At 68.5% G+C, this 23,297-nt stretch carries 24 protein-coding genes; 15 read left to right on the forward strand and 9 right to left on the reverse strand.

Annotated elements, in window-relative coordinates; all coding sequences use genetic code 11:
* Position 1 precedes the first annotated feature (1 nt).
* The 4 genes from HDA44_RS07100 to kal are packed head-to-tail and all read left to right on the forward strand — an operon-like array spanning position 2 to position 4,289.
* Positions 2-1,585 carry an amidohydrolase family protein gene (locus HDA44_RS07100; RefSeq protein WP_184832335.1) on the forward strand — a complete coding sequence of 528 codons (1,584 nt, stop codon included), beginning with the start codon at positions 2-4 and terminating at the stop codon, positions 1,583-1,585.
* Positions 1,573-3,150, forward strand: a complete 1,578-nt coding sequence (gene kamD / locus HDA44_RS07105; RefSeq protein WP_202887235.1) for a lysine 5,6-aminomutase subunit alpha — start codon at positions 1,573-1,575, stop codon at positions 3,148-3,150. The genes HDA44_RS07100 and kamD overlap by 13 nt, the downstream gene beginning before the upstream one ends.
* Complete coding sequence (gene kamE / locus HDA44_RS07110; RefSeq protein ID WP_184832337.1) at positions 3,147-3,899, forward strand: lysine 5,6-aminomutase subunit beta; 753 nt, start codon at positions 3,147-3,149, stop codon at positions 3,897-3,899. Before kamD ends, kamE begins: the two co-directional genes overlap by 4 nt.
* On the forward strand, positions 3,900-4,289 hold the full coding sequence (kal, locus tag HDA44_RS07115; protein ID WP_184832339.1) for a 3-aminobutyryl-CoA ammonia lyase: 390 nt from the start codon (positions 3,900-3,902) through the stop codon (positions 4,287-4,289).
* Positions 4,290-4,706: 417 nt separating this feature from the next.
* Here the strand turns inward: kal and HDA44_RS07120 are convergent, their stop codons facing one another.
* Entirely contained in the window at positions 4,707-6,416 is a 1,710-nt protein-coding gene (locus HDA44_RS07120; protein ID WP_184832341.1) for a bifunctional metallophosphatase/5'-nucleotidase, read from the reverse strand.
* A gap of 182 nt (positions 6,417-6,598) precedes the next feature.
* Between HDA44_RS07120 and HDA44_RS07125 the strand changes: the two genes are divergently transcribed.
* The 7 genes from HDA44_RS07125 to HDA44_RS07155 all read left to right on the forward strand — a co-directional run bounded on the left by HDA44_RS07125 (position 6,599) and on the right by HDA44_RS07155 (position 13,616).
* The gene (locus HDA44_RS07125; RefSeq protein ID WP_184832343.1) at positions 6,599-7,498 is read left to right on the forward strand and encodes a MurR/RpiR family transcriptional regulator; all 900 of its coding nucleotides are present in this window, start codon (positions 6,599-6,601) and stop codon (positions 7,496-7,498) included.
* A gap of 38 nt (positions 7,499-7,536) precedes the next feature.
* Positions 7,537-8,793, forward strand: a complete 1,257-nt coding sequence (locus HDA44_RS07130) for an extracellular solute-binding protein (protein WP_184832345.1) — start codon at positions 7,537-7,539, stop codon at positions 8,791-8,793.
* Positions 8,784-9,680 (forward strand): carbohydrate ABC transporter permease, encoded by an 897-nt coding sequence (locus tag HDA44_RS07135; protein ID WP_184832347.1) that lies wholly within the window; start codon positions 8,784-8,786, stop codon positions 9,678-9,680. Before HDA44_RS07130 ends, HDA44_RS07135 begins: the two co-directional genes overlap by 10 nt.
* Positions 9,677-10,495, forward strand: coding sequence for a carbohydrate ABC transporter permease (locus tag HDA44_RS07140; protein ID WP_202887237.1), 819 nt, complete (start codon positions 9,677-9,679; stop codon positions 10,493-10,495). Before HDA44_RS07135 ends, HDA44_RS07140 begins: the two co-directional genes overlap by 4 nt.
* Before the next feature lie 7 nt (positions 10,496-10,502).
* The gene (locus HDA44_RS07145) at positions 10,503-11,549 is read left to right on the forward strand and encodes a hypothetical protein (RefSeq protein WP_184832348.1); all 1,047 of its coding nucleotides are present in this window, start codon (positions 10,503-10,505) and stop codon (positions 11,547-11,549) included.
* 81 nt (positions 11,550-11,630) lie between these two features.
* A complete protein-coding gene (lnt, locus tag HDA44_RS07150) occupies positions 11,631-13,145 on the forward strand; it encodes an apolipoprotein N-acyltransferase (RefSeq protein ID WP_184832349.1) in 1,515 nt (504 codons plus the stop codon).
* Positions 13,146-13,148: 3 nt separating this feature from the next.
* Complete coding sequence (locus HDA44_RS07155; RefSeq protein WP_184832350.1) at positions 13,149-13,616, forward strand: FxsA family protein; 468 nt, start codon at positions 13,149-13,151, stop codon at positions 13,614-13,616.
* Here HDA44_RS07155 and HDA44_RS07160 read toward each other — a convergent pair.
* From HDA44_RS07160 to HDA44_RS07190, 7 genes are all read right to left on the reverse strand, one after another.
* On the reverse strand, positions 13,600-13,980 hold the full coding sequence (locus tag HDA44_RS07160) for an OsmC family protein (protein WP_184832351.1): 381 nt from the start codon (positions 13,978-13,980) through the stop codon (positions 13,600-13,602). The two genes, HDA44_RS07155 and HDA44_RS07160, sit on opposite strands and share 17 nt — an antisense overlap.
* A gap of 55 nt (positions 13,981-14,035) precedes the next feature.
* Positions 14,036-14,539, reverse strand: a complete 504-nt coding sequence (locus tag HDA44_RS07165) for an SRPBCC domain-containing protein (protein ID WP_319039820.1) — start codon at positions 14,537-14,539, stop codon at positions 14,036-14,038.
* Positions 14,540-14,603: 64 nt separating this feature from the next.
* Entirely contained in the window at positions 14,604-15,371 is a 768-nt protein-coding gene (locus tag HDA44_RS07170; protein ID WP_337905694.1) for a GAF and ANTAR domain-containing protein, read from the reverse strand.
* A gap of 59 nt (positions 15,372-15,430) precedes the next feature.
* The gene (locus HDA44_RS07175; RefSeq protein WP_184832354.1) at positions 15,431-16,096 is read right to left on the reverse strand and encodes a sigma-70 family RNA polymerase sigma factor; all 666 of its coding nucleotides are present in this window, start codon (positions 16,094-16,096) and stop codon (positions 15,431-15,433) included.
* Between the two features lie 103 nt (positions 16,097-16,199).
* A complete protein-coding gene (locus tag HDA44_RS07180) occupies positions 16,200-16,691 on the reverse strand; it encodes a DUF6328 family protein (RefSeq protein WP_184832355.1) in 492 nt (163 codons plus the stop codon).
* A 63-nt stretch (positions 16,692-16,754) separates the two neighbouring features.
* Positions 16,755-17,903, reverse strand: a complete 1,149-nt coding sequence (locus HDA44_RS07185) for a GDSL-type esterase/lipase family protein (protein WP_337905695.1) — start codon at positions 17,901-17,903, stop codon at positions 16,755-16,757.
* A gap of 76 nt (positions 17,904-17,979) precedes the next feature.
* The gene (locus HDA44_RS07190) at positions 17,980-18,351 is read right to left on the reverse strand and encodes an RNA polymerase-binding protein RbpA (RefSeq protein ID WP_130448290.1); all 372 of its coding nucleotides are present in this window, start codon (positions 18,349-18,351) and stop codon (positions 17,980-17,982) included.
* A 257-nt stretch (positions 18,352-18,608) separates the two neighbouring features.
* On the opposite strand from HDA44_RS07190, the gene HDA44_RS07195 reads away from it, so the two are divergent.
* The 4 genes from HDA44_RS07195 to HDA44_RS07210 are packed head-to-tail and all read left to right on the forward strand — an operon-like array spanning position 18,609 to position 22,479.
* Complete coding sequence (locus HDA44_RS07195; RefSeq protein ID WP_184832357.1) at positions 18,609-19,997, forward strand: efflux RND transporter periplasmic adaptor subunit; 1,389 nt, start codon at positions 18,609-18,611, stop codon at positions 19,995-19,997.
* Positions 19,987-20,679 carry an ABC transporter ATP-binding protein gene (locus HDA44_RS07200; RefSeq protein WP_337905696.1) on the forward strand — a complete coding sequence of 231 codons (693 nt, stop codon included), beginning with the start codon at positions 19,987-19,989 and terminating at the stop codon, positions 20,677-20,679. Before HDA44_RS07195 ends, HDA44_RS07200 begins: the two co-directional genes overlap by 11 nt.
* Complete coding sequence (locus HDA44_RS07205; protein ID WP_184832358.1) at positions 20,679-21,908, forward strand: ABC transporter permease; 1,230 nt, start codon at positions 20,679-20,681, stop codon at positions 21,906-21,908. The genes HDA44_RS07200 and HDA44_RS07205 overlap by 1 nt, the downstream gene beginning before the upstream one ends.
* Before the next feature lie 10 nt (positions 21,909-21,918).
* The gene (locus HDA44_RS07210) at positions 21,919-22,479 is read left to right on the forward strand and encodes a hypothetical protein (RefSeq protein ID WP_184832359.1); all 561 of its coding nucleotides are present in this window, start codon (positions 21,919-21,921) and stop codon (positions 22,477-22,479) included.
* A 19-nt stretch (positions 22,480-22,498) separates the two neighbouring features.
* On the opposite strand, the gene HDA44_RS07215 is transcribed toward HDA44_RS07210, so the two are convergent.
* Positions 22,499-23,257, reverse strand: coding sequence for a class I SAM-dependent methyltransferase (locus tag HDA44_RS07215; RefSeq protein WP_184832360.1), 759 nt, complete (start codon positions 23,255-23,257; stop codon positions 22,499-22,501).
* Positions 23,258-23,297 lie beyond the last annotated feature (40 nt).

Raw genomic sequence — 23,297 nt, forward strand, 5'->3', positions numbered from 1 at the left:
CGTGCGCACACTTCTGACCAACGGTTCCGTCTACTCACCCGCCGACCCCCACGCGACCGCGATCGCCTTCGATGACGGGGTGGTGACCTGGCTTGGCGACGACACCGGCGCCGGCCCGTACGCCGACGGCGCGGACGAGGTGATCGATCTCGACGGCAAGCTGGTGACGCCGGCCTTCGTCGATGCCCACGTCCACACCGCCGGTACGGGCGCGGCGCTGATCGGTCTCGACCTGACCGGCACGAAGTCCTTGACCGAGGCGCTGGACAAGCTCGCGGCGTACGCGGCGACGCTGCCCGCGGACGCGGTGATCGACAGCGCCGGCTGGGACGAGACGATCTGGCCCGAGGGGCGCCCGCCGACGGCCGTGGAGCTGGACCGGGCCGGCGGCGGCCGGCGCGTGTACCTGTCCCGCATCGACGGGCATTCGGGCGTGATCTCGTCCGCCCTGATCCCGGTGGCCGAAGGCGATGGCTTCGACCCGAGCGGCCGGGTCGAGCGCGGCGCGAACCATCGCGTACGGGATGCGCTGGGTGATCTGATCGGCCCGGAGCAGCGCCGCCAGGAGATCGAGGCAGCGCTGCGGGCGATGGCCGCGAAGGGCATCGGCGCGTTCCACGAAATGGCCGCGCCGCATATCGGGCCGATCTGGGAGTTGCCGATCGTCCGGGAGCTTGCCGAGCAGCTCGGTCTGTCGGCGACGCTGTACTGGGGTGAGCCCGGCGCCTTCGAGCACCTCGGTACGTACGGCCTGGCGGGTCTCGCGGGCGATCTGAACGCGGATGGTGCGATCGGGTCGCGGACGGCCGCGCTGCGGGAGCCGTACGCGGACCGGGCCGACCACCGCGGGCACGCGTACCTGACGCCGGAGCAGATCGCCGAGCACGTGATCACGTGTACCGAGCGGAACGTGCAGGCCGGCTTCCACTGCATCGGCGACCAGGCGATGGACAACATCGCGCGCGGGTTCGAGCTGGCGGCGGAGAAGGTCGGCATCCAGGCGCTGGTCGCGGCGCGGCATCGGTTGGAGCACGTCGAAATGGTCGACGAGGCAACGATCGCGACGCTCGCGCGCTGCGGTGTGGTGGCGAGCGTGCAGCCGATGTTCGACGGTCTGTGGGGCGGCCCGGACGGGATGTACGCCGAGCGGGTCGGTGACCGTTGGCACGGGATGAACCCGTTCGGTTCGCTGGCCCGCGCGGGGGTTGTACTCGCGTTCGGGTCGGATGCACCGGTGACGGAGCTAGGCGGCTGGGAGGCGGTCCGCGCGGCCGCGTTCCACCACGAGCCGTCCGAGCGGATCACCGTACGGGCCGCGTTCCAGGCGCACACGCGCGGCGGCTGGCGAGCCGCCGGGATCGACGACGCGGGCGTACTCGCGCCGAGCACCGCGGCCACGTACGCGATTTGGCAGACCGACGCGGACCTGGTCGTGCAGACACCGGACGAGCGGGTCGCCGCCTGGTCGACCGATCCGCGCGCGGGCGTACCGGTGCTGCCGGATCTGAGTCAGGGCACTCCGGCGTGTGTACGGACGGTGGTCGGCGGCCGCGTCGTCTACGAGGCAGAAGGATGGTCACAGTGACTGGTGCAGTGAAGAAGCTCGACCTCGATCCGGTCACGGTCCGGAAGGCACGGAGTCTGGCCCGGAAGGCGGGCAAACCGATCGTCAACCTGGCTCGGCAGCACACCACGGTGTCGGTCGAGCGGGCCGTGCTTCGGCTCGCCGGGCTGACCGGCGCCGACACCGAGGGCATCCCGTGGGTGAACCGGCTCGCGGACACCGTGCGCGCGGATGTCGGGCTCGAGCACGGTCTGGCGCTGCCGGTCTGGGACGCGCTGATCCGCGGCGAGGCCGAGGACCTGGCCGTGCTGGCGCAGAAGGCGGCGTCCGGGTCGGTGACGTTCCGGATGCCGGAGGGTCGTGACCTGGCGCGCGCTCGATCGGCGGCCCGCAAGGCAGCGGCCGCCGGGATGAAGCGGATCGACGGCCGGCGGCGCGAGCGGGACCGGCTGGTCAAGCGGCACGGCGACCCGAAGCAGCGGCCGTGGATCTACCTGATCGTCGCCACCGGTGACATCTACGAGGACATCCCGCAGGCCCAGGCGGCGGCCCGCGAAGGCGCCGACATCATCGCGGTGATCCGCTCCACCGGGCAGTCGCTGCTCGACTACGTGCCCGAGGGCGCGACCCGGGAAGGGTTTGCCGGCACGTACGCGACGCAGGAGAACTTCCGGCTGATGCGCGCCGCGCTGGACGACTCCTCCCGCGAGCTCGGCCGGTACGTCCGGCTGACGAACTACGCGTCCGGTCTGTGTATGCCGGAGATCGCCACGCTGGCCGGGCTGGAACGGCTGGACATGATGCTGAACGACTCGATGTACGGCATCCTGTTCCGCGACATCAACCCGATCCGTACCTTCGTGGACCAGCGGTTCAGCCGGCAGATCCACGCCCGGGCCGGGATCATCATCAACACCGGCGAGGACAACTACCTGACCACCGCCGACGCGGTGGACGCCGCGCACACGGTGACGGTGTCGCAACTGCTGAACGAGTACTTCGCCAAGGAGGCCGGGCTCGAGGACTGGCAGCTCGGGCTCGGGCACGCGTTCGAGATCAACCCGGACGTGCCGGACTCGTTCCGGCTGGAGCTCGCGCACGCGATGCTGGCCCGGCAGCTGTTCCCGAACGCGCCGCTGAAGTGGATGCCGCCGACCCGGCACATGACCGGCGACGTGTTCCGCGGCTACCTGCTGGACGGGTTCTTCAACCTGGCCGGCGCGATGACCGGTCAGGGCATCCTGCTGGTCGGGATGATGACCGAGGCGGTCGTCACGCCGTGGATCTCGGACCGCGACCTGGCGCTGCAGAACGTCCGCTACGTACTAGGTGCCGCCGGCAACCTTCACGAGGACTTCCGCCCGGAGCCGAACGGCTTCATCGCGCGGCGCGCCCGGCAGGTACTGGGGGAGTCGGTCGACCTGCTCGACCGGATCGTCGACGACGGCCTGCTGAACGCGATCGGCGACGGCACCTTCGGCCTGATGAAGCGCCCGCAGGACGCCGGCCGCGGCCTGGACGGCGTGGCCCGCAGGTCGGCCGCGTACTACAACCCGGCGATCGAGTTGTTGGAGGAGGGCAAGTGAGCATCATCAGGCCGTACGGCGACACCACCGGGGACGGGATGGTGCAGTTGTCGTTCACGCTGCCGGTGCCGCACGACAAGCGGGCCGAGGGCGCCGCGGTGCAACTGGCGAACAAGATGGGCATGGACCCGGCGCTGGTCGTGCATTCCAAGCCGATCGGGCCGGACTTCACCTTCTTCGTCGTGTACGGGCCGGTGAACCACCTGGTCGACACGTCGAAGGTCGAGGTGGTCGAGCGGGACTACCCCTTGCTGTCGCCGAAGGAAGTGAACCTGGCGATCCGCAAGGGCCTGCGCCGGCGGCTGACAGTGGTCGGCGCCTGCATCGGTACGGACGCGCACACCGTCGGCATCGACGCGATCCTGAACATCAAGGGATTCGCGGGCGAGAAGGGCCTGGAGTACTACCGCGAGGTGAAGGTGGTGAACCTCGGGGCACAGGTCGCCGTACCGGAGCTGGTCCGTCGAGCCCGAGCCGAGAAGGCCGACGCGATCCTCGTGTCGCAGGTGGTGACGCAGCGGGAGGCGCACGTACTGAACACCAAGGAGATGTCCGCGGCGTTCCGGGAGGCGTACGCCGAGGACGCCCGGCCGGTACTTGTTGCCGGTGGCCCCCGTTTCACCGAGCAGATGGCCGGCGAGCTGGGCGTGGACCGGGTGTTCGGTCGTGGTACGACGCCGGGTGAGGTGGCCAGCTACCTGGTCGACACCCTGGTGACCAAGCGAGTCCCGCTGAAGAGGAGTGCATAGGTGTCGAAGGCAACTATCGGCCTGTCCGTCGTCCACCGCCGGTACGTTCCGTACAGCCACGCGCACTACGCCGGCAACCTGGTCGACGGGGCGTACGTGCTGGCGCTTTTCGGTGACGTGGCAACAGAAGTGTGTATCCAGTCCGATGGCGACGAAGGGCTGTTCGCCTCGTACTCGGACGTGCAGTTCCTGCAACCGCTGCGCGCCGGAGACGTGGTCGAGGTGACGGCAACCATCACCCGGATCGGGAACCGCAGCCGCGACCTGGACTTCAGTGCCTACGTTGTCTGCCGTGGCCGGCCGGACAAATCGGAGTCGGCGGCCGAGGTACTTACTGAACCGCTTGAGATCACCCGGGCCAAAGGCACCGTCGTCGTACCGGTTCAGTGACGATTGGTTGCCCTGGGTAACGATCACGTGGCGTGCCGACACTGCTCTGTAACGTGACGTGGCTGAGGCTTTTTCGTTTCCCTTACCGGGCAGGCGATAGTGTTACAACGGCCTCAAAGAGGCAGCGGACGGGTTGACACCGTCGCTCTCAGCGAGCATCGTTTTGGGAGTCGTCAAAACCCGTTTGTTCAACGGTCACACGAAGTTCGGCCACCGGATGATCCCGCGACGCTGACCAGGTCACAGCCAGGCTTGAGTCGACGGGGGCTGAGATCCCCGGTGGTTAGCCCCCCGCGGGGCAGAGGTGGAAGAGGCTCAGCGGCCAGTAGACAACAGCCGGACGGTGTGCAGCCAGCCACATCGACGGTTGGTCCGAAGGCACGCTGAGCCTCTTTCCTATGTGCTGAACCCAGGCGATCAGTTCAGCCGGGTTACGCGGTTCAGCGCCGGCGGCCGGACCGGGGTGTTCGCCTGCAGGTACGACTCGAAGGCTTCGATGTCACGGACCTTCTCCACCCGGTCGGTGCCCTCGGTCAGGACGCTGAAGCCGTCACCGCCGGTGGCGATGAACGAGTTCGCGGTCAGCCGGTAGTTCGCGGCCAGGTCGATCGGTGTTCCGTTCAACTTGATCGTCGCCGGGTCGATCCGGTCGCAGGCGGGCTTGGCGGCGTCGTAGGTATAGGTGAGTCCCTGCGAAATGCCCAGTACTCGCGCGGTCGTCTGGCCGCACCACTGCTGTTCCAGCAGACGTTCGACCTGCGTGCCGGTCAGCGTCATCGTCACCAGCATGTTGCTGAACGGCTGGACCCGCAGCGCCTCACCGTGGGTGACGACGTTCGGCAGGTCGTTGCCGGTCGGGCTGACGATCAGGTCGCCGCCGATGCCACCGCCGTACGGGGGCTGGATGGCGATCTGCGCGCCGCCCTTGTCGGCCGCCTTGGTGGCGTTCAGCCGGGCGTCGGCCAGGACACTTGCCATCGTCGACTCGCCGGCCGTGTTCCGGGTCGCGGTCAGGTCGCCGGCGATCATGCCGACCGGCTTGTCGACCAGCGGCTGCGACCGCAGGTTGCTGGCCTGGACGAGCCGGGTCAGACTCGGGTCCGGCTTGATGTCGTGCGTGACGGTCACGTTCTCGGCCTTGTGGCCGACGACGTCGCCGGTCGCGCGGTCCACGGTGAGCGTGATCCGGGCGATCTCCCGGCCGTACCCGGAGGTCTCGATCACCGGGATACCGTTGATCTCGCAGTTGTACGCGTTGTGGGTGTGTGCCGAGAAGACGGCGTCCACGGACGGGTCGAACTTCTTCACGATGTCGACGATCAGGCCGTTCAGCGGGTTGCACTGGTTCGGCAGGCCGCCACCGGTCTGGCCGCCGCCCTGGTGGATCAGCACGACGATCGTGTTCACGCCGTTGGCCTTGAGCTCGGCCGCGTACTTGTTGACGGTGGTCGCCTCGTCCAGGCCGTCGTACGGCGCGGTCGGGCCGGGCGCTTCCTTGAGCGAGTTCTTGTGGGTCAGGCCGATGATGCCGACCTGGACGCCGTTGACCTTCTTCACGATGTACGGCGGGAAGAACGGCTCACCGGTCTTGGGATCGACGATGTTGGCCGCCAGGAACGGGAACTTGGCACCGCTGAAGCCGGGCACCGAGCAGCCGTCGATCGGGTGACAGCCGCCGTTCTGCATCCGGCGCAGCTCGGTCAGGCCTTCGTCGAACTCGTGGTTGCCGACGCTCGACACGTCGAGCCGCAGCTTGTTCAGCGCGTCGATGGTCGGCTCGTCGTGCTGCAGGGTCGCGTTCACCGAGGTGGACGAGATGTTGTCACCGGCAGCCACCCGCAGCGTGCCGGTCGGGTTGGTGCGCTGCAGCCGGTCCAGCTGCGCCGCGAGGTAGTCGACGCCGCCGGCCGGTACCGGTCCGTTCGGGGTCATCCCGAAGCTGGACGTGAGACCGGAGTGGAAGTCGTTCAGACCGAGCAACTGGACGTCGACGGTCTTGCTCTGCGGCTTGCCGGCGGCCGCCTCGGCCTGGGCTGCCTGGTCGGGGCCGAGGCTGACGGCCCCCGCCTGAGTGGGGAGAAGCACTGAGCCGGCCAGCAGCATCAGCGCCACGATCGGTTTACGCATCTGGAGCGTCCCTCCCGGGATGGTCTGGTCGGCCGTGACTGTAGACAGGATGGCGTCGATGAGTAAAGAGTCCCGCCGAAACCGGCCAAAGATGTTAATAATTCACCACCATTCCAACGATGGATGTCCCAAATCGGAGAGAACTATTGACATCCAAAGTGTGAATGGAGGAAATTCCTCCCATGGCAGAGCAGTACGAGAGGTATTCACCGACGGCCGGCGGCATCCTCACCCGGATCCGGGGCGTCGAGCCGACGCTGTCGGCCGCACATCACCGGATCGCCGAGGTGATCCTCGCCGAACCCGAGGTGGTGGCCGCGTGCACGATCACCGAGCTCGCGGAGCGCTGCGGTACCTCGCTGACCACCATCACCCGGTTCTGCCGCGGCCTCGGCCTCGGCGGATACCCCGAGCTGCGACTCGCCCTCGCTACCGAGCTCGGGCGGAGCAAGGCGAACGGCCCGATCCGTCGGGCCGTCACCTTCGCTCCGGACGACCCGACCAGTCAGGTGCTGCGTAGCCTGACCATGAGTGACACTGCCGCGATGGACGAGACCGCCGCCCAGCTGGACGTGTCGGCGCTGGACCGGGCCGCCTCGGCGCTGGTCCGGGCCCGGTTCATCGACTTCTTCGCGGTCTCGGGCAGTGCCGGGATCACCCTCGACCTCCAGCTCCGGCTGCACGCGGCGGGCCGCCCCTGCGCGCTGTGGACGGACGTACACAACGCCCTCGCGAGCGCCAACGCCCGTGACCACCGCGACGTCGCCGTCGCCGTCTCCCACTCCGGGACCACCGCCGAGGTGGTCGAGCCTCTCGCCCTGGCCCGCGAACGCGGCGCCACCACGATCGCGATTACCAACTACCCGCGCAGCCCGCTCGCCGACGTCGCCGAGATTGTGCTCACCACCGCGGCCGGCGAAAGCAGCCCGTTCCGGGCCGGCGCGATGGCCGCGCGGCACCCGCAGATGCTGGTCCTCGACTGCCTGTACGTCGGCGTCGTCCAGCGCACCCACGAAACCACCGACCTGTTGCTGACGTCGGCCACCGAGGTCATCAACCAGCACCGTCTACCGCAACGCTGAAGCCGCTTCAGACTGAACCGATTCAGGAGAGTACCGCCATGCGCCGTCTAGCCGGCCTGGCAGCCGCAGCCCTGCTCTGCGTCACTGCCGCCTGTTCCCCCAGCAACTCCGCCGATTCCTCGTCCTCGTCGTCCGGTAGCAAAGTCAACCTGTCGGTCTGGGGCTGGGGCCCGGCGGAGAACTACCAGAAGATGTTCGACCAGTACGAGAAGGAGAACCCGAACGTACACATCGAGGCCCGGTCCTTCACCGCGGCCACCGAGTACGACACCATCCTGTCCACCGGCCTGGCCGGCGACAGCGGTCCGGACCTGGCCTGGCTGCGCCCCGGCGCGCAGTTGCAGCCGTTGGTCGAGGCGGGGCGACTCACACCACTGACGACCGAGCAGGTCCCGGGTCTGAAGGACTTCGACAAGAACGTGCTGCGGGCCGCGACCGGCGACAAGGACGGCAAGGTGTACGGCGTCCCGTTCGCGGTGCAGACGCTGCAGGTCGTGTACAACAAGAAGATCTTCGCCGACAACGGCATCCAGCCGCCGAAGACCTGGGCGGACATGACCGCCGCGGCCGACAAGCTGAAGGCGAACAAGATCATCCCGTTCGCGTTCGGCGGCAAGGACGACTGGGTGCTGCCGATCGCGGCCAGCATCTTCGGCACCTCGCAGTGGGGCGGTGACGCGTTCCTGGCCGACGTGAAGGCGAAGAAGAAGAAGTTCACCGACCCGGCGTTCGTGGCCGGTATCGACGAGCTGAACAAGCTCAAGCCGTACTTCCCGGACAACGTGGCCGGCGTCTCGTACACCGACGCGCAGATCCTGTTCTCGTCCGGCAAGGCAGCGATGTACCCGGGCGGCCTGTGGGAGCTCGGCTTCTTCGGCAAGAACGCGCCGAACGTGGAGCTCGGCGTCTTCACCCCGCCGGCGCCGGCCGGTGGCCAGGGCCTGATGCCCGGCTTCACCGACGGTTCGTACGGGGTCAGCGCGAAGAGCAAGCACCAGGCCGAAGCACTCAAGTTCGAGTCCTGGCTGGCGACCAAGCAGTACGGCCAGCTGTACACCGACACGCTCTCGCAGCTGTCCGCGGTGCCGGGCGTCGAGCCGAAGGACCCGCTGCTCAAGGAGGTCTCGACGACCTTCGGCGCGCACGGCGCGTCCTACTTCATGAACGAGTTCGCGTACGGCAACCCGTCCTCGCAGACCGTGTTCTCGAAGGCGCTGCAGGAGATGCTGCTCGGCCGGATCACCGCGCAGGAGGCGGCGGCACGGCTCGACAAGAGTGTGGCCACATGGCTCTGAGTGGCACCAGGCGGAGGGCGGCGTACCTGTTCGTCGTCCCCGCCTTCATCCTCTACTCCGTCTTCGTCGTCTATCCGCTGTTCACCGGCCTGACCTACAGCATGTTCGAGTGGAAGGGCACGCTGCGGTCCACGTTCATTGGGCTGTCCAACTACTCGCACCTGTTCACCGAGGCGTTCCGGAACGAGTTGCTGGCCGCGCTCGGGCACAACTTCCTGCTGCTGGCCGGGACGATCCTGGTCCAGAACACGCTCGGTCTGGCATTCGCGGTCGCGTTGTTCGCCGTACGCCGCGGCAAACGCGCCTTGCAGACCATGTTCGCGCTGCCGTACCTGGTCAACCCACTCGTCATCGGCTATCTGTGGACGTTGTTGCTCAGCCCAACGTTCGGTCCGGTCAACTCACTGCTGCGAAGCGCCGGACTCGAGTCGCTCGCGATGCCGTGGCTGGGTGACCCGAAGTCGGCGTTGCTGACCGTGATCCTGATCAACACCTGGCAGTGGGTCGGTTTCCCGATGCTGCTGTTCAGCGCCGCGCTCGGCGGCATCCCGCCGGAGTTCAACGAGGCCGCGCGCACCGACGGCGCGAGCTCGTGGAAGGTGTTCTGGCACATCACGCTGCCGTTGCTGCGACCGGCGATGGCGACCGTCACGATCCTGAGCTTCATCGGCTCGATGAACGCGTTCGCGCTGATCTACGCGCTCGGCGGCTCGAACGGCGCACCGGCCGGTTCGACCGACGTACTCGGTCTGCTGTTCTACCGGACCGCGTTCGCCTCGGGTGACGTGAACGCGATCGGGACGTCGTCGGCGCTGGCGGTGTTCATGTTCGCGTTCATCTTCGGCTCGACGCTGGTACTGCAGCGGGTCCTGAGGAGCCGCTCGTGACCCAGTCGAAGGCCATTTGGTTCAAGGTCCTGCTCTGGGCGTACGCGGCGTTCTCGATGTCACCGCTGGTGGTGATGCTGATCAGCTCGCTCCGCCCCACCGCCGAGATCTTCGACAAGCCGCTCGGGCTACCGTCGCGGCCGAGTCTCGCGAACTACTCGAAGGCGTGGACGGAGGCATCGTTCTCGACGTACGTGGTGAACTCGGTGGTCGTCGTGGTCGCCGCCGTTCTACTCGGCGCGGCGGTGTCGTTGCTGGCCGCGTACCCGCTCGGCCGGTACGTGTTTCGCGGGCGGTCGCTGTTCACGGCGTACTTCATCGGTGGCATGACGCTGCCGGCACACCTCGGCGTACTGCCGCTGTTCTACCTGTTGCAGAGCATGGGTCTGGTGGACTCGCGGCTCGGACTCGTCCTGGTGTACGCGGCCGGATCGATCCCGTTCAACGTGTTCGTGCTGACCGCGTTCTTCCATCAGTTGTCGGACGAACTGGACGAGGCCGCGTCGCTGGACGGCGCGGGCATGTTCTCGACCTTCTGGCACATCATGATGCCGCTGGTACGCCCGGCGATCGCGACCATCGTGGTGTTCCAGTTCGTACCGATCTGGAACGACTTCTTCTATCCGCTGGTGCTGATGCGGGACGAGAGCAAGCTGACCCTGCCGGTCGGCCTGACGCACTTCTTCGGCGAGTTCCAGAACGACTGGGGCACGCTGTTCGCCGGACTGGTGATGACCACCATCCCGCTGGTGGTGCTGTTCGTCCTGGCCACCCGCCAGATCGTCGCCGGCCTGACCGCCGGCATGAATCGATGAGGACACTGTGACCTTCACGATCGCGGTCTTCTGGCCGCCCCCTCCGGACGAGACCACGACCGAGCGGTACCAGGAGATCGCCGACGCCGGGATCGACCTGGTCATCACCGGCAACTACCTGAGCGACCGGACCATCCTGAAGCACGCGCTGACCCGCGCGGACCAGACCGGGCTCGGGATGCTGGTCGCCTCGGACCCACGGATCGACGTGGTGATGAAGGACCTCGACCTGCCCGCGGAGCAGACCCGTGAGCTGATCGGCAAGGTGATCGACGACTACTCGGGGCATCCGTCCTTCCGCGGCATCAGCCTGATGGACGAGCCGTACCCGGAACGGTACGAGCGGCTCGCGATCGGCGTCGCCGCGGTCCGGGATCGCGGGAAGCTTGCCTACGTCAACCTCTTCCCGAGTCACGCGACGGGGGAGTACGACGAGTACGTCGGCGGTTTCGTCGACACGGTCAAACCCGAACTGGTCTCCTTCGACCGCTACCCGTTCCTGGCCGACGGGGCGTACGACGAGGGGTACTTCGGCGACCTGGCCGTGATCCGCGCGCATGCGGAACGGGCCGGCGTACCGGCGTGGTTGTACATCCAGACCCTCGCGTACGAGGGGCATCGCACCCCGAACGCCGCGGAGATCGCCTGGCAGGTGAACACGGCCCTCGCCTACGGGTACACGGGCATTCAGTACTTCACGTACTGGACGCCGGACCCGTCCCGCGGCGAGAGCTTCCAGCCCGCGCTGGTCCACGACGGCGTCCGGACCGAGCGCTACGAAGTGGTCAAGCAGCTCAACAACGGATGGCTCCGGCCGGTCGGCGATGAGCTGGACAGGCTGACGTGGCGGTCGGTCCGGCACACCGATACGGCGGTGATCGGAGAGTACGGCGACCGGCACCTGTTCGTGTGCAACGCCCGGTTCGATGCACCCAGCGAGGTGACGGTGGACGGTCCGGTGTCCGCGTTCGATCCGGCGAGCGGCTCGTACGAGAAGTCCGCGGCGACCTTCACCCTCGAACCAGGAGCGGCCCGGCTGTTGATGATTCACTGACTGGATACATTGGCGCCGCCCCGACGTTGTACCGTCGTGCGACCGGCGTCCGCCGGTACGTGAGGACTAAGGGGTTACCGCGTGGACCGGTTGAAGGCTCTGGGGCGGCTGCTGCCGAGGATCGCGGTGGCCGCGCTGGGCGGGGCGGCGCTGGCGTTCGCGTTCGCGCCGCACAACTACCCCTGGCTGACGATCGTCGCCGTGCCGCTGCTGCTGGTGGCGCTGAACGGGATCTCGATGAAGGCCGGCTTCCTGGTCGGAGCCGGCTTCGGGATCACGTACTACGCGGTGATGGTGCCGTGGCTGAGCGTGATCGGCGGTGACGCGGCGATCGCGCTGGCGATCCTGGAAGGGCTGTTCTACGCGGTCTTCGGGCTGTTCGCGACGCGGATCCTGAGGCTGCGGCAGTGGATACTGTGGATCCCGAGTCTGTGGGTGGCGACCGAGTTCGCGACCGCGTCGGTGCCGTTCGGCGGGTTCCCGTGGGGCCGGCTGGCCTGGGCGTTCGCCGACCAGCCGCTCGGCCGGTTGGCCGCGTACGTCGGTGTCGCCGGGCTGAGCTTCGTGGTCGCGTTGCTCGGTGTCTTCGTGTACGCGGTGCTGCGCCGTACGAGCGGCGTGCCGATGCGGGCGATGGCGCTGGTCGCGGGCCTGGTGATCGTCTTCGGGAGCTCGCTGATCCACCTGTCCAACGCGAGTGACGGGAAGACCGTCAAGGCGGCGATCGTGCAGGGCAACGTACCGGGCAAGGGCCTGGAGTTCCTCGGCCGCGCGCGGACCGTCACGAAGAACCACCTGAACGCGACCCTCGACCTGGAGAAGGCGGTTCAGGCCGGTAAGGAGCCGAAGCCGGATCTGGTCATCTGGCCGGAGAACTCGACCGACATCGACCCGTACAAGGACGCCGAGACGCGGGCGGACATCGAGCAGGCGGTCAAGGCGGTCGGCGTACCGATCCTGGTCGGTGCCGTCACCGAAGGGCCCGGTCCGAACGAGCGGCAGACCACGGGGATCGTCTGGGATCCCAACACCGGTCCCGGGCAGCGGTACGCGAAGCGGCATCCGGTGCCGTTCGGGGAGTACATCCCGTTCCGGAAGCAGTTGCTGCCGTACATCAAGCGGCTGGAAATGATCGGCGCGCAGACCATCCCCGGGAAGGGCCCGGGGGTGATGCCGATCCGGGGCGTCACGTACGGCGACGTGATCTGCTTCGAGCTCGCGTACGACAACGTGATCCGGGACGTCGTGAAAGGCGGCGCACAGGTCCTGATCGTGCAGACGAACAACGCCACGTACACCGGGACCGGTCAGCCGGAGCAGCAGTTCGCGATCACCCGGATGCGGGCGATCGAGACCGGCCGGGAGGTGCTGATCGCGTCCACCAGCGGGATCTCCGGCGTGATCCGGCCGGACGGCACGGTCGAGCACAAGTCCGCCGAGGGCACCCGGGACGTGTACGTCGCGGACGTGCCGCTGAAGACCGGACAGACGCTCGCCACCAAGCTCGGCGGGTGGCCGGAGTGGGTGCTGACCGGCCTTGGCCTGATCGGGCTCGTGCTGGCCTGTAACACTGGTAGGAGTCGCCGGAAGGGGTAGGACATGCCGTGGTTGCTCGGATTGGCTCTGCTGAGCGTGCCGGTCGTGGAGATTCTCGTCATCATCCAGGTCGGTCACCTGATCGGAGGCTGGCCGACGGTCGGTCTGCTGGTGCTGGAAAGCCTGGTCGGCGCCTGGCTGGTCAAGCGTGAGGGCCGGCGCGCCTGGAACGCGCTCCAGGGCTCGCTGCAGTCCGGGAAACTGCCCGGGCGTGAGCTCACCAACAGCGCGCTGGTGCTGATCGGCGGCACGCTGCTGATCCTGCCCGGATTCGTGACCGACGTGCTCGGGCTGTTCTTCCTGCTGCCGTTCACCCGCCCACTGGCCCGCCGCGTCGCCGACCGGTACATCAGCCGCCGGACCGCCAACCTGGCGCCGGCCGGTTTCACCCCGCCGTTCATGACAGGCGCGACGCAGCCTCGCCCACCCGCCGGCGACGTGATCCAGGGCGAGGTCATCGACCCGAAGTAGCCGCCTCGAACACCAGGGTCTTGGTCAGGGTTTTCCGTACCGGAGACGCCTCGAGCCGGGCCAGGACGGCATCGCGGTGCGCTTCGGCGGCCGGTCCCAGCTCGACCTGGTAGCGGAAGCGGGTGACGGTCTCTTCGCGCCCGAGATCGACGCTCACCGTGACGTGGTCGTCGATGCCGAGCTCGGTCAAGTACATCCGCGCGGAGATCGTCAGACAGCTGGCGAACGCCGCCTCAAGCAGTTCGTGCGGGCGCAGGCCGGCCGTACCGCCGACGCCGTTCTTCCGGGTGTCGGCGACGCCCTCGTTGCCCGATGCCCGGAATCGCACCTGCCAGGGCTCCGTCAGTGCCACCGCTTCGACCATGGTTCGAGCCTAGCCCTGACGCCATGATTTGAGACGATTTGTCTCGCGTTGTGGTCTATGCGCCGCCGGCCGAGTACGGGATCTGCCAGCGGGCCGGGCGGGCCTGGAGGCGGCCGGCGATGAACTGGTGCAGGCGGTTCAGGGCCGTGGTCCAGAACATGTCGTAGCTCTCGACCAGGTCCTGGGGGAGTCCACCGTGGGTGAGGATCAGGTGGGCGTCGCGGGCACCCGGCACCACGTCGACGAGTACCGTGCTCGGCTGGTGGGGCGGCGCGTCCCAGGTCGCCTGGAAATAGTGCGGCGGCACGCAGGTCATGACCATCCCCGTCTGCTGCTCGACGTGCCGCCCGGGCTCGAGTGCGTTGACGCCGGTCGACACGGTGAATCCGCCGTACTGCGTGTCGCTCATGATCGTTGCCCCGAGCCACTGACTGAGGAACTCGGGCTTCGTCACCAGGCTCCACAGGCGGTCCGCGTCACAGTCCAGCGTCCTGATGTACCTCAACTGCGGGGACCGACTCGTACCGGCCACCCGCATGCGCTGTTCTCTGGTCGCCATACCGCCCCGGTGCCCAGTACGCGCCCACCTCAAGCGCCGGGTGCGGCCAGGGCTTTCCGAACGGTCAGCTGTTCGGGAGGTGCCGGGTGTCGATCAGGCGCTGGGCGACCTCGCGGAGTTTGGTGTTGGTGTCCTGCGAGTACCGGCGGAGCACCTCGAAGGCGAGGTCGGCGCTCAGGTCGTACCGTTCCATCAGGATGCCCATCGCCTGGCCGACCAGCTTCCGGGCGTCGACCGCGACCTTCAGGTGTTCTTCGCGCCGGGCGGTCGCGACGGCGACGGCGGCGTGCCGGGCGAGGATGTGCGCGATCGCGACCTCGTCCGGCCCGAACGCGTCCGGGACCTTGCTGTACAGCCCGAGCACCCCGACCGCCGCGTTCCCGGTCCACAGTGGTACGTCGAGAACGCTGCGGACGCCGATCTCGATCACCTTCTTGGTCCATTCGGGCCATTGCTGCAGCCTGACGGTGTCGGGTATCTCGACGGTCGTCCGCTCTCGCATGCACTGCCGCAGCGGCCCGTCGCCGCCACTCATCTGAAAGGTATAGATCGCGGCGACGGCCGGGTCGGTGACCGCGGGCACCTCGGTGCGGCCGTCGCCGGCGCTGAGGGCGACGCCGGCGTAGTCACAGCTGAGTGCCTGCAGCGCGTACTCGACGACGGTCTGGACGGTTTCCTCGACCCCGATCGCCTCGTGCATTTCGAGGGCGAGCCGCGCGAATCCTTCCGCGGTGGCGGCAGGATCGGGCGCTGCCTGGCCGAACCCGGAAGCCACGGTCAGATCCACCGGCAGACCCGCTGCCTCGGGGTCGCGTCCGCTCGTCTCCGTCACCTCTTCATCATGCATCGCGCCTGGCCGCAGGCCCAGGTACAGCCGCTGGACGCAGGCCATCAGGCCGACAGCGCGAGCTGCAGCCGCCCGAGGATCGCGCGGAGCAGCCGGGACACCTGCATCTGGCTGACCCCGATCTCGATGCCGATCTCTGCCTGGGTGCGGTGATCGACGAAACGCCGGCGCAGGATCAGCTGGTCACGGTCCGGCAGGTCGTCCACCACCGGTTGCAGTGCGTGGATCTGGTCCACGAGCGCGTACGTGTCCATCGGATCGGCGAGCTGAGCCACCACGCTGCGGGTACTGCCGTCCGCGGCGGGCTGGGCGTCCAGCGAGTTGGGCTGGAAGCAGCCCCGGGCCTGTTCGGCCTCGATGATCTCGCGGAGGTCGACGTTCAGCGCCTCGGCCAGCTCGCGGTTGCTCGGCCAGTGCCCGAGGTCGACCGCGAGCGTCGCCTGGACGGCGTTCACCCTGGACTGGATCTCCTGCAGCCGGCGGGGCAGCTTGATCGCCCAGGCGTTGTCCCGGAAGTGGTGCCGGATGCCGCCGCGGATGGTCGGCACGGCGTACGACCTGAAGTCGGAGTCACCGCTCGGGCGATAGTTGCGTACGGCCCGGACCAAGTGCTCGAAGGCGATCTGCTCCAGGTCCTCGGTGTCGACGCCGCGGCCACGGTACCGGCGGGCCTGCGTACGGGAAACGCGGACCGGACTACTCGTGGTCATTGCGGGTCGTCCTGCCTGTCGCAGCCCGGTCGAGCGTGGCGCGTTGTTGTACCACCACCGGGACACCACCCGAGTACCCGGGCGTAAGCGTCCGAATCGTCGCTCAGTCAGGTTGCTTCCGGCTGCGCCGCACCCAGCCCGGGATCACTACCCAGAAGGTGACGAACCAGAGCAGTACGCCGGCCACGATCGCGATCGAGACGCTTCGTGGCAGGGCGACGTCCAGCGCGATCAGTACGCCACCGCAGATCGCGACCACCAGGAACGCCATCCCAGCGCGCGCGAGCCGGTCGGTGATCACGACCAGGCGGTCACGCAGTCCTTGCCGGTACAGGACCCGGTGGAAGGCGACCGGTGCGAGGAAGAGCGCGACGGCCATCGCCGCGGCGACCAGCGTGCACGCGTACACGATGTGGGTGAAGTCGTCGGTGTCGCCGAACCGGTTCTGGAACGCGATGCCGAGCAGGAAGGCGAACAGGATCTGCGTACCGGTCTGGACGAGCCGCAGCTCCTGGAGCAGCTCGTTCCAGTGGCGATCGAGTCGCTCGCCGGAGTCCTCGTCCTTGCGCTGATACCCGAGCATGCCGCCGCGCATCTGCTCAGCCTTCCTTCGGTCTCCCTCCCGTGGTAACCGGCGGCGGGCCCAGGGAACCGCGAGCTATCCCGGGAAGGGACCGGCGAAGGCGTGCTCGGTGAAGCGATCGGCCATCACCTGATGCGTGGGGTAGTCGGGGTGCAGGTCGTCGGGGAGCGGGTTGGTGGCGTTGTCCGCGGCGCCGTACAGGGTGCGGCCGTCCAGGTAGTGCAGCCGTGGATCGGTCTCGGCACGCTGCGCGACCACGCGAGCCAGCTCGTCGCGGATGACCGTCAGGGTGAGCTTGCCGGCCGGCACCTCCTCCGGGTTGCCGGTGGCGGTGAAGCGGAGCTGACCGGTGGCGAGGGCCGACAGGTCCCAGCCGGTCGGGCCGGGGGTGTCCTCGTGGATCGGGCAGAGGATCGGGGAGACGACCAGCAGCGGCGTGTCCGGGTGGCCGTCGCGGATCGTGTCGAGGAAGCCGTGCAGCGCCGGGGTGAACGAGCGCAGGCGGAGGCTGTCGGTGTTGACGATGTTGATACCGAGTTTGACGCTGATCAGGTCCGCGGGCGTGTCGCGGATGGTACGGGCGATGAACGGCTGCAGGAACGCGCTCCCGCCGAGGCCGAGGTTGATCAGCTCGACCCCGGCCCGCGCCGCGACGAGGGCAGGCCACGTACCGGTCGGGTGCTGTGCGTTCGAGCCGTGACTGATCGAGCTGCCGTGATGCAGCCAGGTACGCCGGGAGGTCGCGACCGGCTCGATCGGCGCGTCGGTACGCAGGGCGACAAGCTCGGCGGTCTCGTCATGCGGCAGCCAGATCTCGACGGTCTTCGGCGCGTCGGCCAGCCCCTCGAACCGCAACGTCGATGATTCGCCCGGGCGTGTCTCGATGCTTCCGGTGACCAGATCGATCCTGATCACGTCGCCGCCCGGCGCGCTTGCCTGCGCGGTCAGTTGGCCGTCGACGAGCAGGTCGTACACCCCGTCCGTACGCGCCGGGGCGCCGAGGTAGTCACGTTTCGTCGGCAACGTCTCCAGCTCGATCGCGGTCGCCCGCGTCCGGAACACGAGCCGCACGCCGGACGGCTGGGACTCGACCATCGACATCTGGCCGTCGTCGTACTGCGCCCGCGCCCAGGCGGCGAGCCGATGGGGGAGTACGCCGCGCTCGGTCCGCTCCAGCTCGGCAGCGCCGCGGACCAGCTCGACGGTGATCGGGGTGGTAATCACTACGCTTACCTCTCGGGGTTCTCGGGACAACAAGAAGCCCTCACCGCGCCGTTGCGGTGAGGGCTTCGAGTACGGATCAGGCCGTGCGCTTGGTTCGGTGCAGGTGGGCGGGGCCGATCTCGCCCTTGCGGAGCAACTCGACCCGCTCGGCCAGCAGCTCCTCCAGCTCCGAGATGCTCCGGCGCTCGCGCAGCATGTCCCAGTGCGTACGGGCCGGCTTCTCCTGCTTCGGCTCCGGCTTCTCGCCGGTCGACCGGGCGGCCTCGCTGCCGCAGTGCGGGCACTCCCAGACCGCGGGCACCTCGGCGTCGTGCGCCATCGTCACCTCGACCACGTGCCCCCGGGGGCAGTCGTACGTGATCATCTGGCGCGGGGCGAACTCGACACCGCGGTCATCCTCGAAGCTGACCCCACCCAGCCCCGAACCACGCAGTACGCGATTAGACATGTCAAACCTCCGAGATCGTCATCCGTGCCAACGGTCGGCCGGCCCGGATCATTCCCATTTTGGCATGTCCGAGCCATATGTACGCACCTGACAACACCGTCGTCACCCGCTGTCATCACTTGTTCACAAATCACCGCGTGTCGCGGCGCCGCGCCGGTGCACCCGACGTACGACGTCCTGGATCGGTGTCCGGTTCACAGACAGTTGCCAGGAAGTGAGGATCTCTTCCTCAGCAATCGTCCCTAACGTCAGCGACCATGGTGCTACCCCGCCACAAGCTCCGTGGCCTCAGCTTCGTGAACGTGGCCCTGGTGGCCATCGTCGCGGTGATCGCTCTCACCGCGTACTTCCTGTTCTTCAAGAAGGATCCGCCGGCCGCCGGCGTGACCCGCCCGACGGTCGCCGTGCAGCGCGGCGACGTCACCGCGAGCGTCAGCTCCAGCGGCACCCTGCAGAGCTCGCAGACCGCCTCGCCGCAGTTCGAGACGTCGGGCACGGTCACGCAGGTGCTGGTCAAGGTCGGTCAGGTGGTGGCCAAGGGCGCGGCGATCGCGAAGGTCGACCCGTCGGCGGCCGAGCGGCAGCTCCGGATCGCGCAGCAGAACCAGATCGCGTCGGTGAACTCGGTCACAGCGGCCGAGGAGACCCTGCGCGACGCTCAGGACGCGCTCGACGCGGCCGAGGAAGCCTCCGCCTCACCTTCACCCACACCTACCTCCGGGGGCAGTCAGCAGACCCAGTCTCAGGGTCAAGGGCAGAGTCAGAGCCCGCAGGTTGCCGTCAGCAACGCCGAGGCGAGCCTGGCCAAGGCGAAGGCGGACAAGGAGCAGGCCGACCAGAACGTCGATGCCGCCCAGGCCGCCGTCGACGCGACCACGCTGAAGGCGCCGATCGCCGGGACGATCACCGCGATCAACGGCTCGGTCGGCTCGGTTTCCGGTGGGTCGAGCTCAGGCAGTGGGTCCAGCTCGGGGTCCAGTTCAGGGACGGGCAGTTCGGGTTCGGGGAGCAGCGCGCAGGGCTCTACCTCAAGTCAAGGTTCAGGCTCCACGAGTACGGGCTTCGTCGATATCGCCGACCTGAAGACGCTGCAGGTGGTCGCCGCGTTCGCGGAGGCGGACGCGATCAAGATCAAGGCCGGTCAGTCCGCGACCGTGACGCTGAACGCCGAGCCGGGTACGACCTTCACCGCCTCGCTCGCCTCGGTTTCGCCGACGCCGACCACGACGAACGGCGTCGTCTCGTACTCGGCCACGTTCAGCCTGGCGAAGCTGCCGGCGAACGCGCGGATGGGTCAGACGGCCAATGTCACGGTCCAGACCGCGAAGGCGGCGAACGCGTTGTACGTGCCGAGTACGGCGATCAGCACCAGCGGGACGACGTACACGGTGACGATGGCGAACGGCGGCGGCACCCGGGAGATCAAGGTCGGCGTCCGCGGCGACAGCTTCACCCAGGTCACGTCCGGTCTGAACGAGGGCGACGAGATCGAGCTGCTGCAGGGCGCGATCGGCGGCACCCAGACCGGCCAGGGCCGGACAGGTCAGCAGGGGCAGCCGGGTGGCGGTCAGTTCCCGGCCGGCGGGCTGGGCGGCGCGGGTACGGGCGCGGGGAACGGCGGCGCGGGTGGTTTCCGTGGTCGCTGACGCCCTGATCGACATCCGGGACGTCACCAAGACGTACGGCAGCGGTGAGACGGCCGTGCACGCGCTCCGGGGCGTTTCGCTGCGGGTCCAGGCCGGTGAGTACGTGGCGGTGATGGGATCGTCCGGATCCGGCAAGTCCACGTTGATGAACATCCTCGGCTGCCTCGACGTACCGTCGCGCGGGGAGTACTGGCTGGACGGCAGCAACGTCGCGCGGCTGAGCGAGGACCAGCAGGCACTCGTCCGCGGCCGGAAGATCGGCTTCATCTTCCAGTCGTTCAACCTGATCCCGCGGACGACCGCGCTCGCGAACGTCGAGCTGCCACTCACGTACGCGCACCTGCGCCGCGCCGAGCGTCGCCGGCGGGCGGGGCGGGCGTTGGAGCTGGTCGGCCTCGCGGACCGTACCGGGCACCGCCCGAACGAACTGTCCGGCGGCCAGCAGCAGCGGGTCGCGATCGCCCGCGCGCTGGCGACCGGCCCGCGGATCCTGCTGGCCGACGAACCGACCGGGAACCTGGATGCGCACTCGACCGCGGAAGTGCTCGCGATGTTCGACGACCTGCACGCGGACGGCCGGACGATCGTGGTGATCACCCACGAGCACGACGTGGCGGCGCGGGCGCGGCGGCTGGTGCAGGTGTCCGACGGCCGGATCGTCGCCGACGAGGTGACCCGCTGATGTCGCCACGCGACCTGATGGGCGCGGCATTGCGCGGTCTGACCGCGAACAAGCTGCGTTCGTTGCTGACCGTCCTCGGGGTGTCGATCGGCGTCGGCGCGGTCATCGTGCTGGTTGCGGTCGGCAACGGTTCGGGCAAGGCGGTGCAGTCCCGGCTGGAGGCGATGGGTACGAACCTGCTGACCGTTTCCACGACCGGCGGCGGTGGTGGCTTCCTGCGCGGACAGGCCGGGCCGGCCAACCAGCAGTACAGCCTGACGCTCGACGACGCGGCCGCGCTCGCGGACAAACGGCTCGCGCCGGACGTGGCCTCGGTCGCGCCGGTGATGACCAGCTCCGGTACGGCGACCAACGGCGACACCAGCTACACCGTGAACCAGGTGATCGGTACGACTCCGGATTACCTGCCCGCGACGAACACGCCCGTACAGCTCGGGCAATCGTTCACGCAGGCGGACGTGGACGCGTCACGGCGGGTCATCCTGCTGGGCCAGACCGCGGCGACCGAACTGTTCACCCGGCCGGCGGCCGCGGTCGGCCAGACGATCAAGCTCGGCGCCGTCGACTTCACCGTCCTCGGTGTCCTCGCGAGCAAGGACAGCACCGGCTTCAACGACCCGAACGCGACCGCGATCGTCCCGATCACCACGCTCCGCGCGACCCAGGCCGGGTACGGGGCGCTGAGCCAGATCGTCGTCCAGGCAGCGGCCACGGACCGCGTCGACACCGCCCAGGCCGAGGTCACTCAGCTGCTGACCGCGCGGCATCAGGTACCGGCGACGGAGACCTCGCCGTTCCGGATCACGAACTCGGCGCAGATCCTGCAAACCAGCCAGGACACCGCCGCGACCTTCACCGCGCTGCTGGCCACCGTCGCCGCGATCAGCCTGGTCGTCGGCGGGATCGGCGTCACCAACATCATGCTGGTCACGGTCACCGAACGAACCCGCGAGATCGGCATCCGGAAGGCGCTCGGCGCGCGGCGGCGGACGATCCTCGGCCAGTTCCTGATCGAGGCGACGCTGCTCAGCCTGATCGGTGGTGGCGTCGGGGTCGGGGTGGCGCTGATCGTCACCCGCTTCCAGCTCGCCGGCGTCCAGCCGGTACTGGTGCCGTCGTCGATCGGACTCGCGCTCGGCGTGTCCGCGGCCGTCGGCCTGTTCTTCGGCAGCATGCCGGCCCACCGAGCCGCCGGCCTCCGTCCCATCGACGCACTACGACACGAGTGAGGGTCCATTCATGAGTAACCAGACACCCGACGACTTCGCCCAGATCGGGTCCGACGAGGAGGTCGAGGCCGCGCTGAAGCCGAAGAAGACGCTCAACCTGCCGCTGGCGACCGCCGTCCTGGCCGGGATCGTGGTGCTGGCCGTCGGGCTGGCGGGCGGCGCCGGACTGCACTCCGCGTTTGCGTCGGACGCCACCTCCAACCAGGCCCAGGCCGGGAGTCGCGGTGGAGCTGGGGCGTACGGCGGCTATGGCTTGCGTGGTCAGAACGGTACGGGTCAAGGCGAGCGGCAGTTCCCTGGCGGGCAAGGCGGTGGCACGGCCGGGACGGTTGTGTCGGCGAGCGCGTCCGAGCTGGTCGTCAAGACCCAGTCCGGCAACGTGACCGTCAAGCTGACCGGTGACACCACCTACGAAATCACCACCAAGGGCACCGCCGCCGACCTGAAGTCCGGCGAGCAGGTGGTCGTCACCGGCCAGTCCACGAACGGCACCATCACCGCGAACAGCGTCCGCCAAGGGGCTTTCGGCAACTTCCGCGGCACCCCGGGCGCCACCCCTTCACCGAGGTAACGGCGGCGGCTCCGGGTGGTCAGCGGCGGGTGGCGACGAGGGCGACTGCTGTCGAGTCGAGGGTGAACTCGCCGCCGACGGCGTCGATCGCGGCGGCGGTGCGGGCCAGGATGGTGTCCAGTTTGCCGGCGTCGGCCAGGGGTTTGGCGAGGCCGGACGTGCGTAGCTGGTCGAGCCATTCGTCGCGGGTGTAGTCGCGGGACCACGGAAATGTCGGTCGGTCGAGGTCGGTGAATGCGCCGGTGGCGGTCAGGCCTTCGGCAGCTCGGTCCAGGAACGTCTCGTAGGCGCCGAGGGGTGAGGCGGCAACCGGCGAGCTGATGGGGGAGTCGGGGAGTACCTCGCGGTAGATGTCGGCGAAGGCTCGGCCCAGGTCGGCGGGCGGCTGCAGGACGTACCAGAAGACCGCGAAGCGGCCGCCCGGGCGGAGGACCGCGGCTGCCTTCGCGGGCCCGGTCGCGGGGTCGATCCAGTGCCAGGTCATCCCGGCGATGAGCGCGTCGAACGTACGGCCGGCTGGATTCCAGGTTTCGAACGGCGAGACCTCCACTTCGACGCCGGTGGTTCGCGCGTACGCCGCCATCCGCTCGTCGATCTCCACCCCGAGCACCCGGCACCCGGCCGCCTGCAACTGCCGCGCCGCGATCCCGGTCCCACACCCGACATCAAGCACCTCCGGCCCGGGCGCCGAGGAGGCGACCGCACCGATCAACGCATCCGGGTACCGCGGCCGCGCCCGGTCGTACAGCGCCGCGTCCGCCCCGAACGACTCAGCCATATCCCGCCGCCGATGCGGCTCACCCCGCGAGTCCCTCCTC

It is taken from the genome of Kribbella solani, assembly GCF_014205295.1.
Lineage (GTDB): Bacteria > Actinomycetota > Actinomycetes > Propionibacteriales > Kribbellaceae > Kribbella > Kribbella solani.

Bases quoted from the DNA above. Each gene is read 5' to 3' on its own strand.
- kamD (WP_202887235.1), top strand. From the start codon at position 1,573: ATGGTCACAGTGACTGGTGCAGTGAAGAAGCTCGACCTCGATCCGGTC.
- HDA44_RS07120 (WP_184832341.1), bottom strand. From the start codon at position 6,416: ATGCGTAAACCGATCGTGGCGCTGATGCTGCTGGCCGGCTCAGTGCTT.
- HDA44_RS07125 (WP_184832343.1), top strand. From the start codon at position 6,599: ATGGCAGAGCAGTACGAGAGGTATTCACCGACGGCCGGCGGCATCCTC.
- HDA44_RS07130 (WP_184832345.1), top strand. From the start codon at position 7,537: ATGCGCCGTCTAGCCGGCCTGGCAGCCGCAGCCCTGCTCTGCGTCACT.
- HDA44_RS07135 (WP_184832347.1), top strand. From the start codon at position 8,784: ATGGCTCTGAGTGGCACCAGGCGGAGGGCGGCGTACCTGTTCGTCGTC.
- HDA44_RS07155 (WP_184832350.1), top strand. From the start codon at position 13,149: ATGCCGTGGTTGCTCGGATTGGCTCTGCTGAGCGTGCCGGTCGTGGAG.
- HDA44_RS07160 (WP_184832351.1), bottom strand. From the start codon at position 13,980: ATGGTCGAAGCGGTGGCACTGACGGAGCCCTGGCAGGTGCGATTCCGG.
- HDA44_RS07165 (WP_319039820.1), bottom strand. From the start codon at position 14,539: ATGGCGACCAGAGAACAGCGCATGCGGGTGGCCGGTACGAGTCGGTCC.
- HDA44_RS07175 (WP_184832354.1), bottom strand. From the start codon at position 16,096: ATGACCACGAGTAGTCCGGTCCGCGTTTCCCGTACGCAGGCCCGCCGG.
- HDA44_RS07180 (WP_184832355.1), bottom strand. From the start codon at position 16,691: ATGCGCGGCGGCATGCTCGGGTATCAGCGCAAGGACGAGGACTCCGGC.
- HDA44_RS07190 (WP_130448290.1), bottom strand. From the start codon at position 18,351: ATGTCTAATCGCGTACTGCGTGGTTCGGGGCTGGGTGGGGTCAGCTTC.
- HDA44_RS07195 (WP_184832357.1), top strand. From the start codon at position 18,609: ATGGTGCTACCCCGCCACAAGCTCCGTGGCCTCAGCTTCGTGAACGTG.
- HDA44_RS07205 (WP_184832358.1), top strand. From the start codon at position 20,679: ATGTCGCCACGCGACCTGATGGGCGCGGCATTGCGCGGTCTGACCGCG.
- HDA44_RS07210 (WP_184832359.1), top strand. From the start codon at position 21,919: ATGAGTAACCAGACACCCGACGACTTCGCCCAGATCGGGTCCGACGAG.
- HDA44_RS07215 (WP_184832360.1), bottom strand. From the start codon at position 23,257: ATGGCTGAGTCGTTCGGGGCGGACGCGGCGCTGTACGACCGGGCGCGG.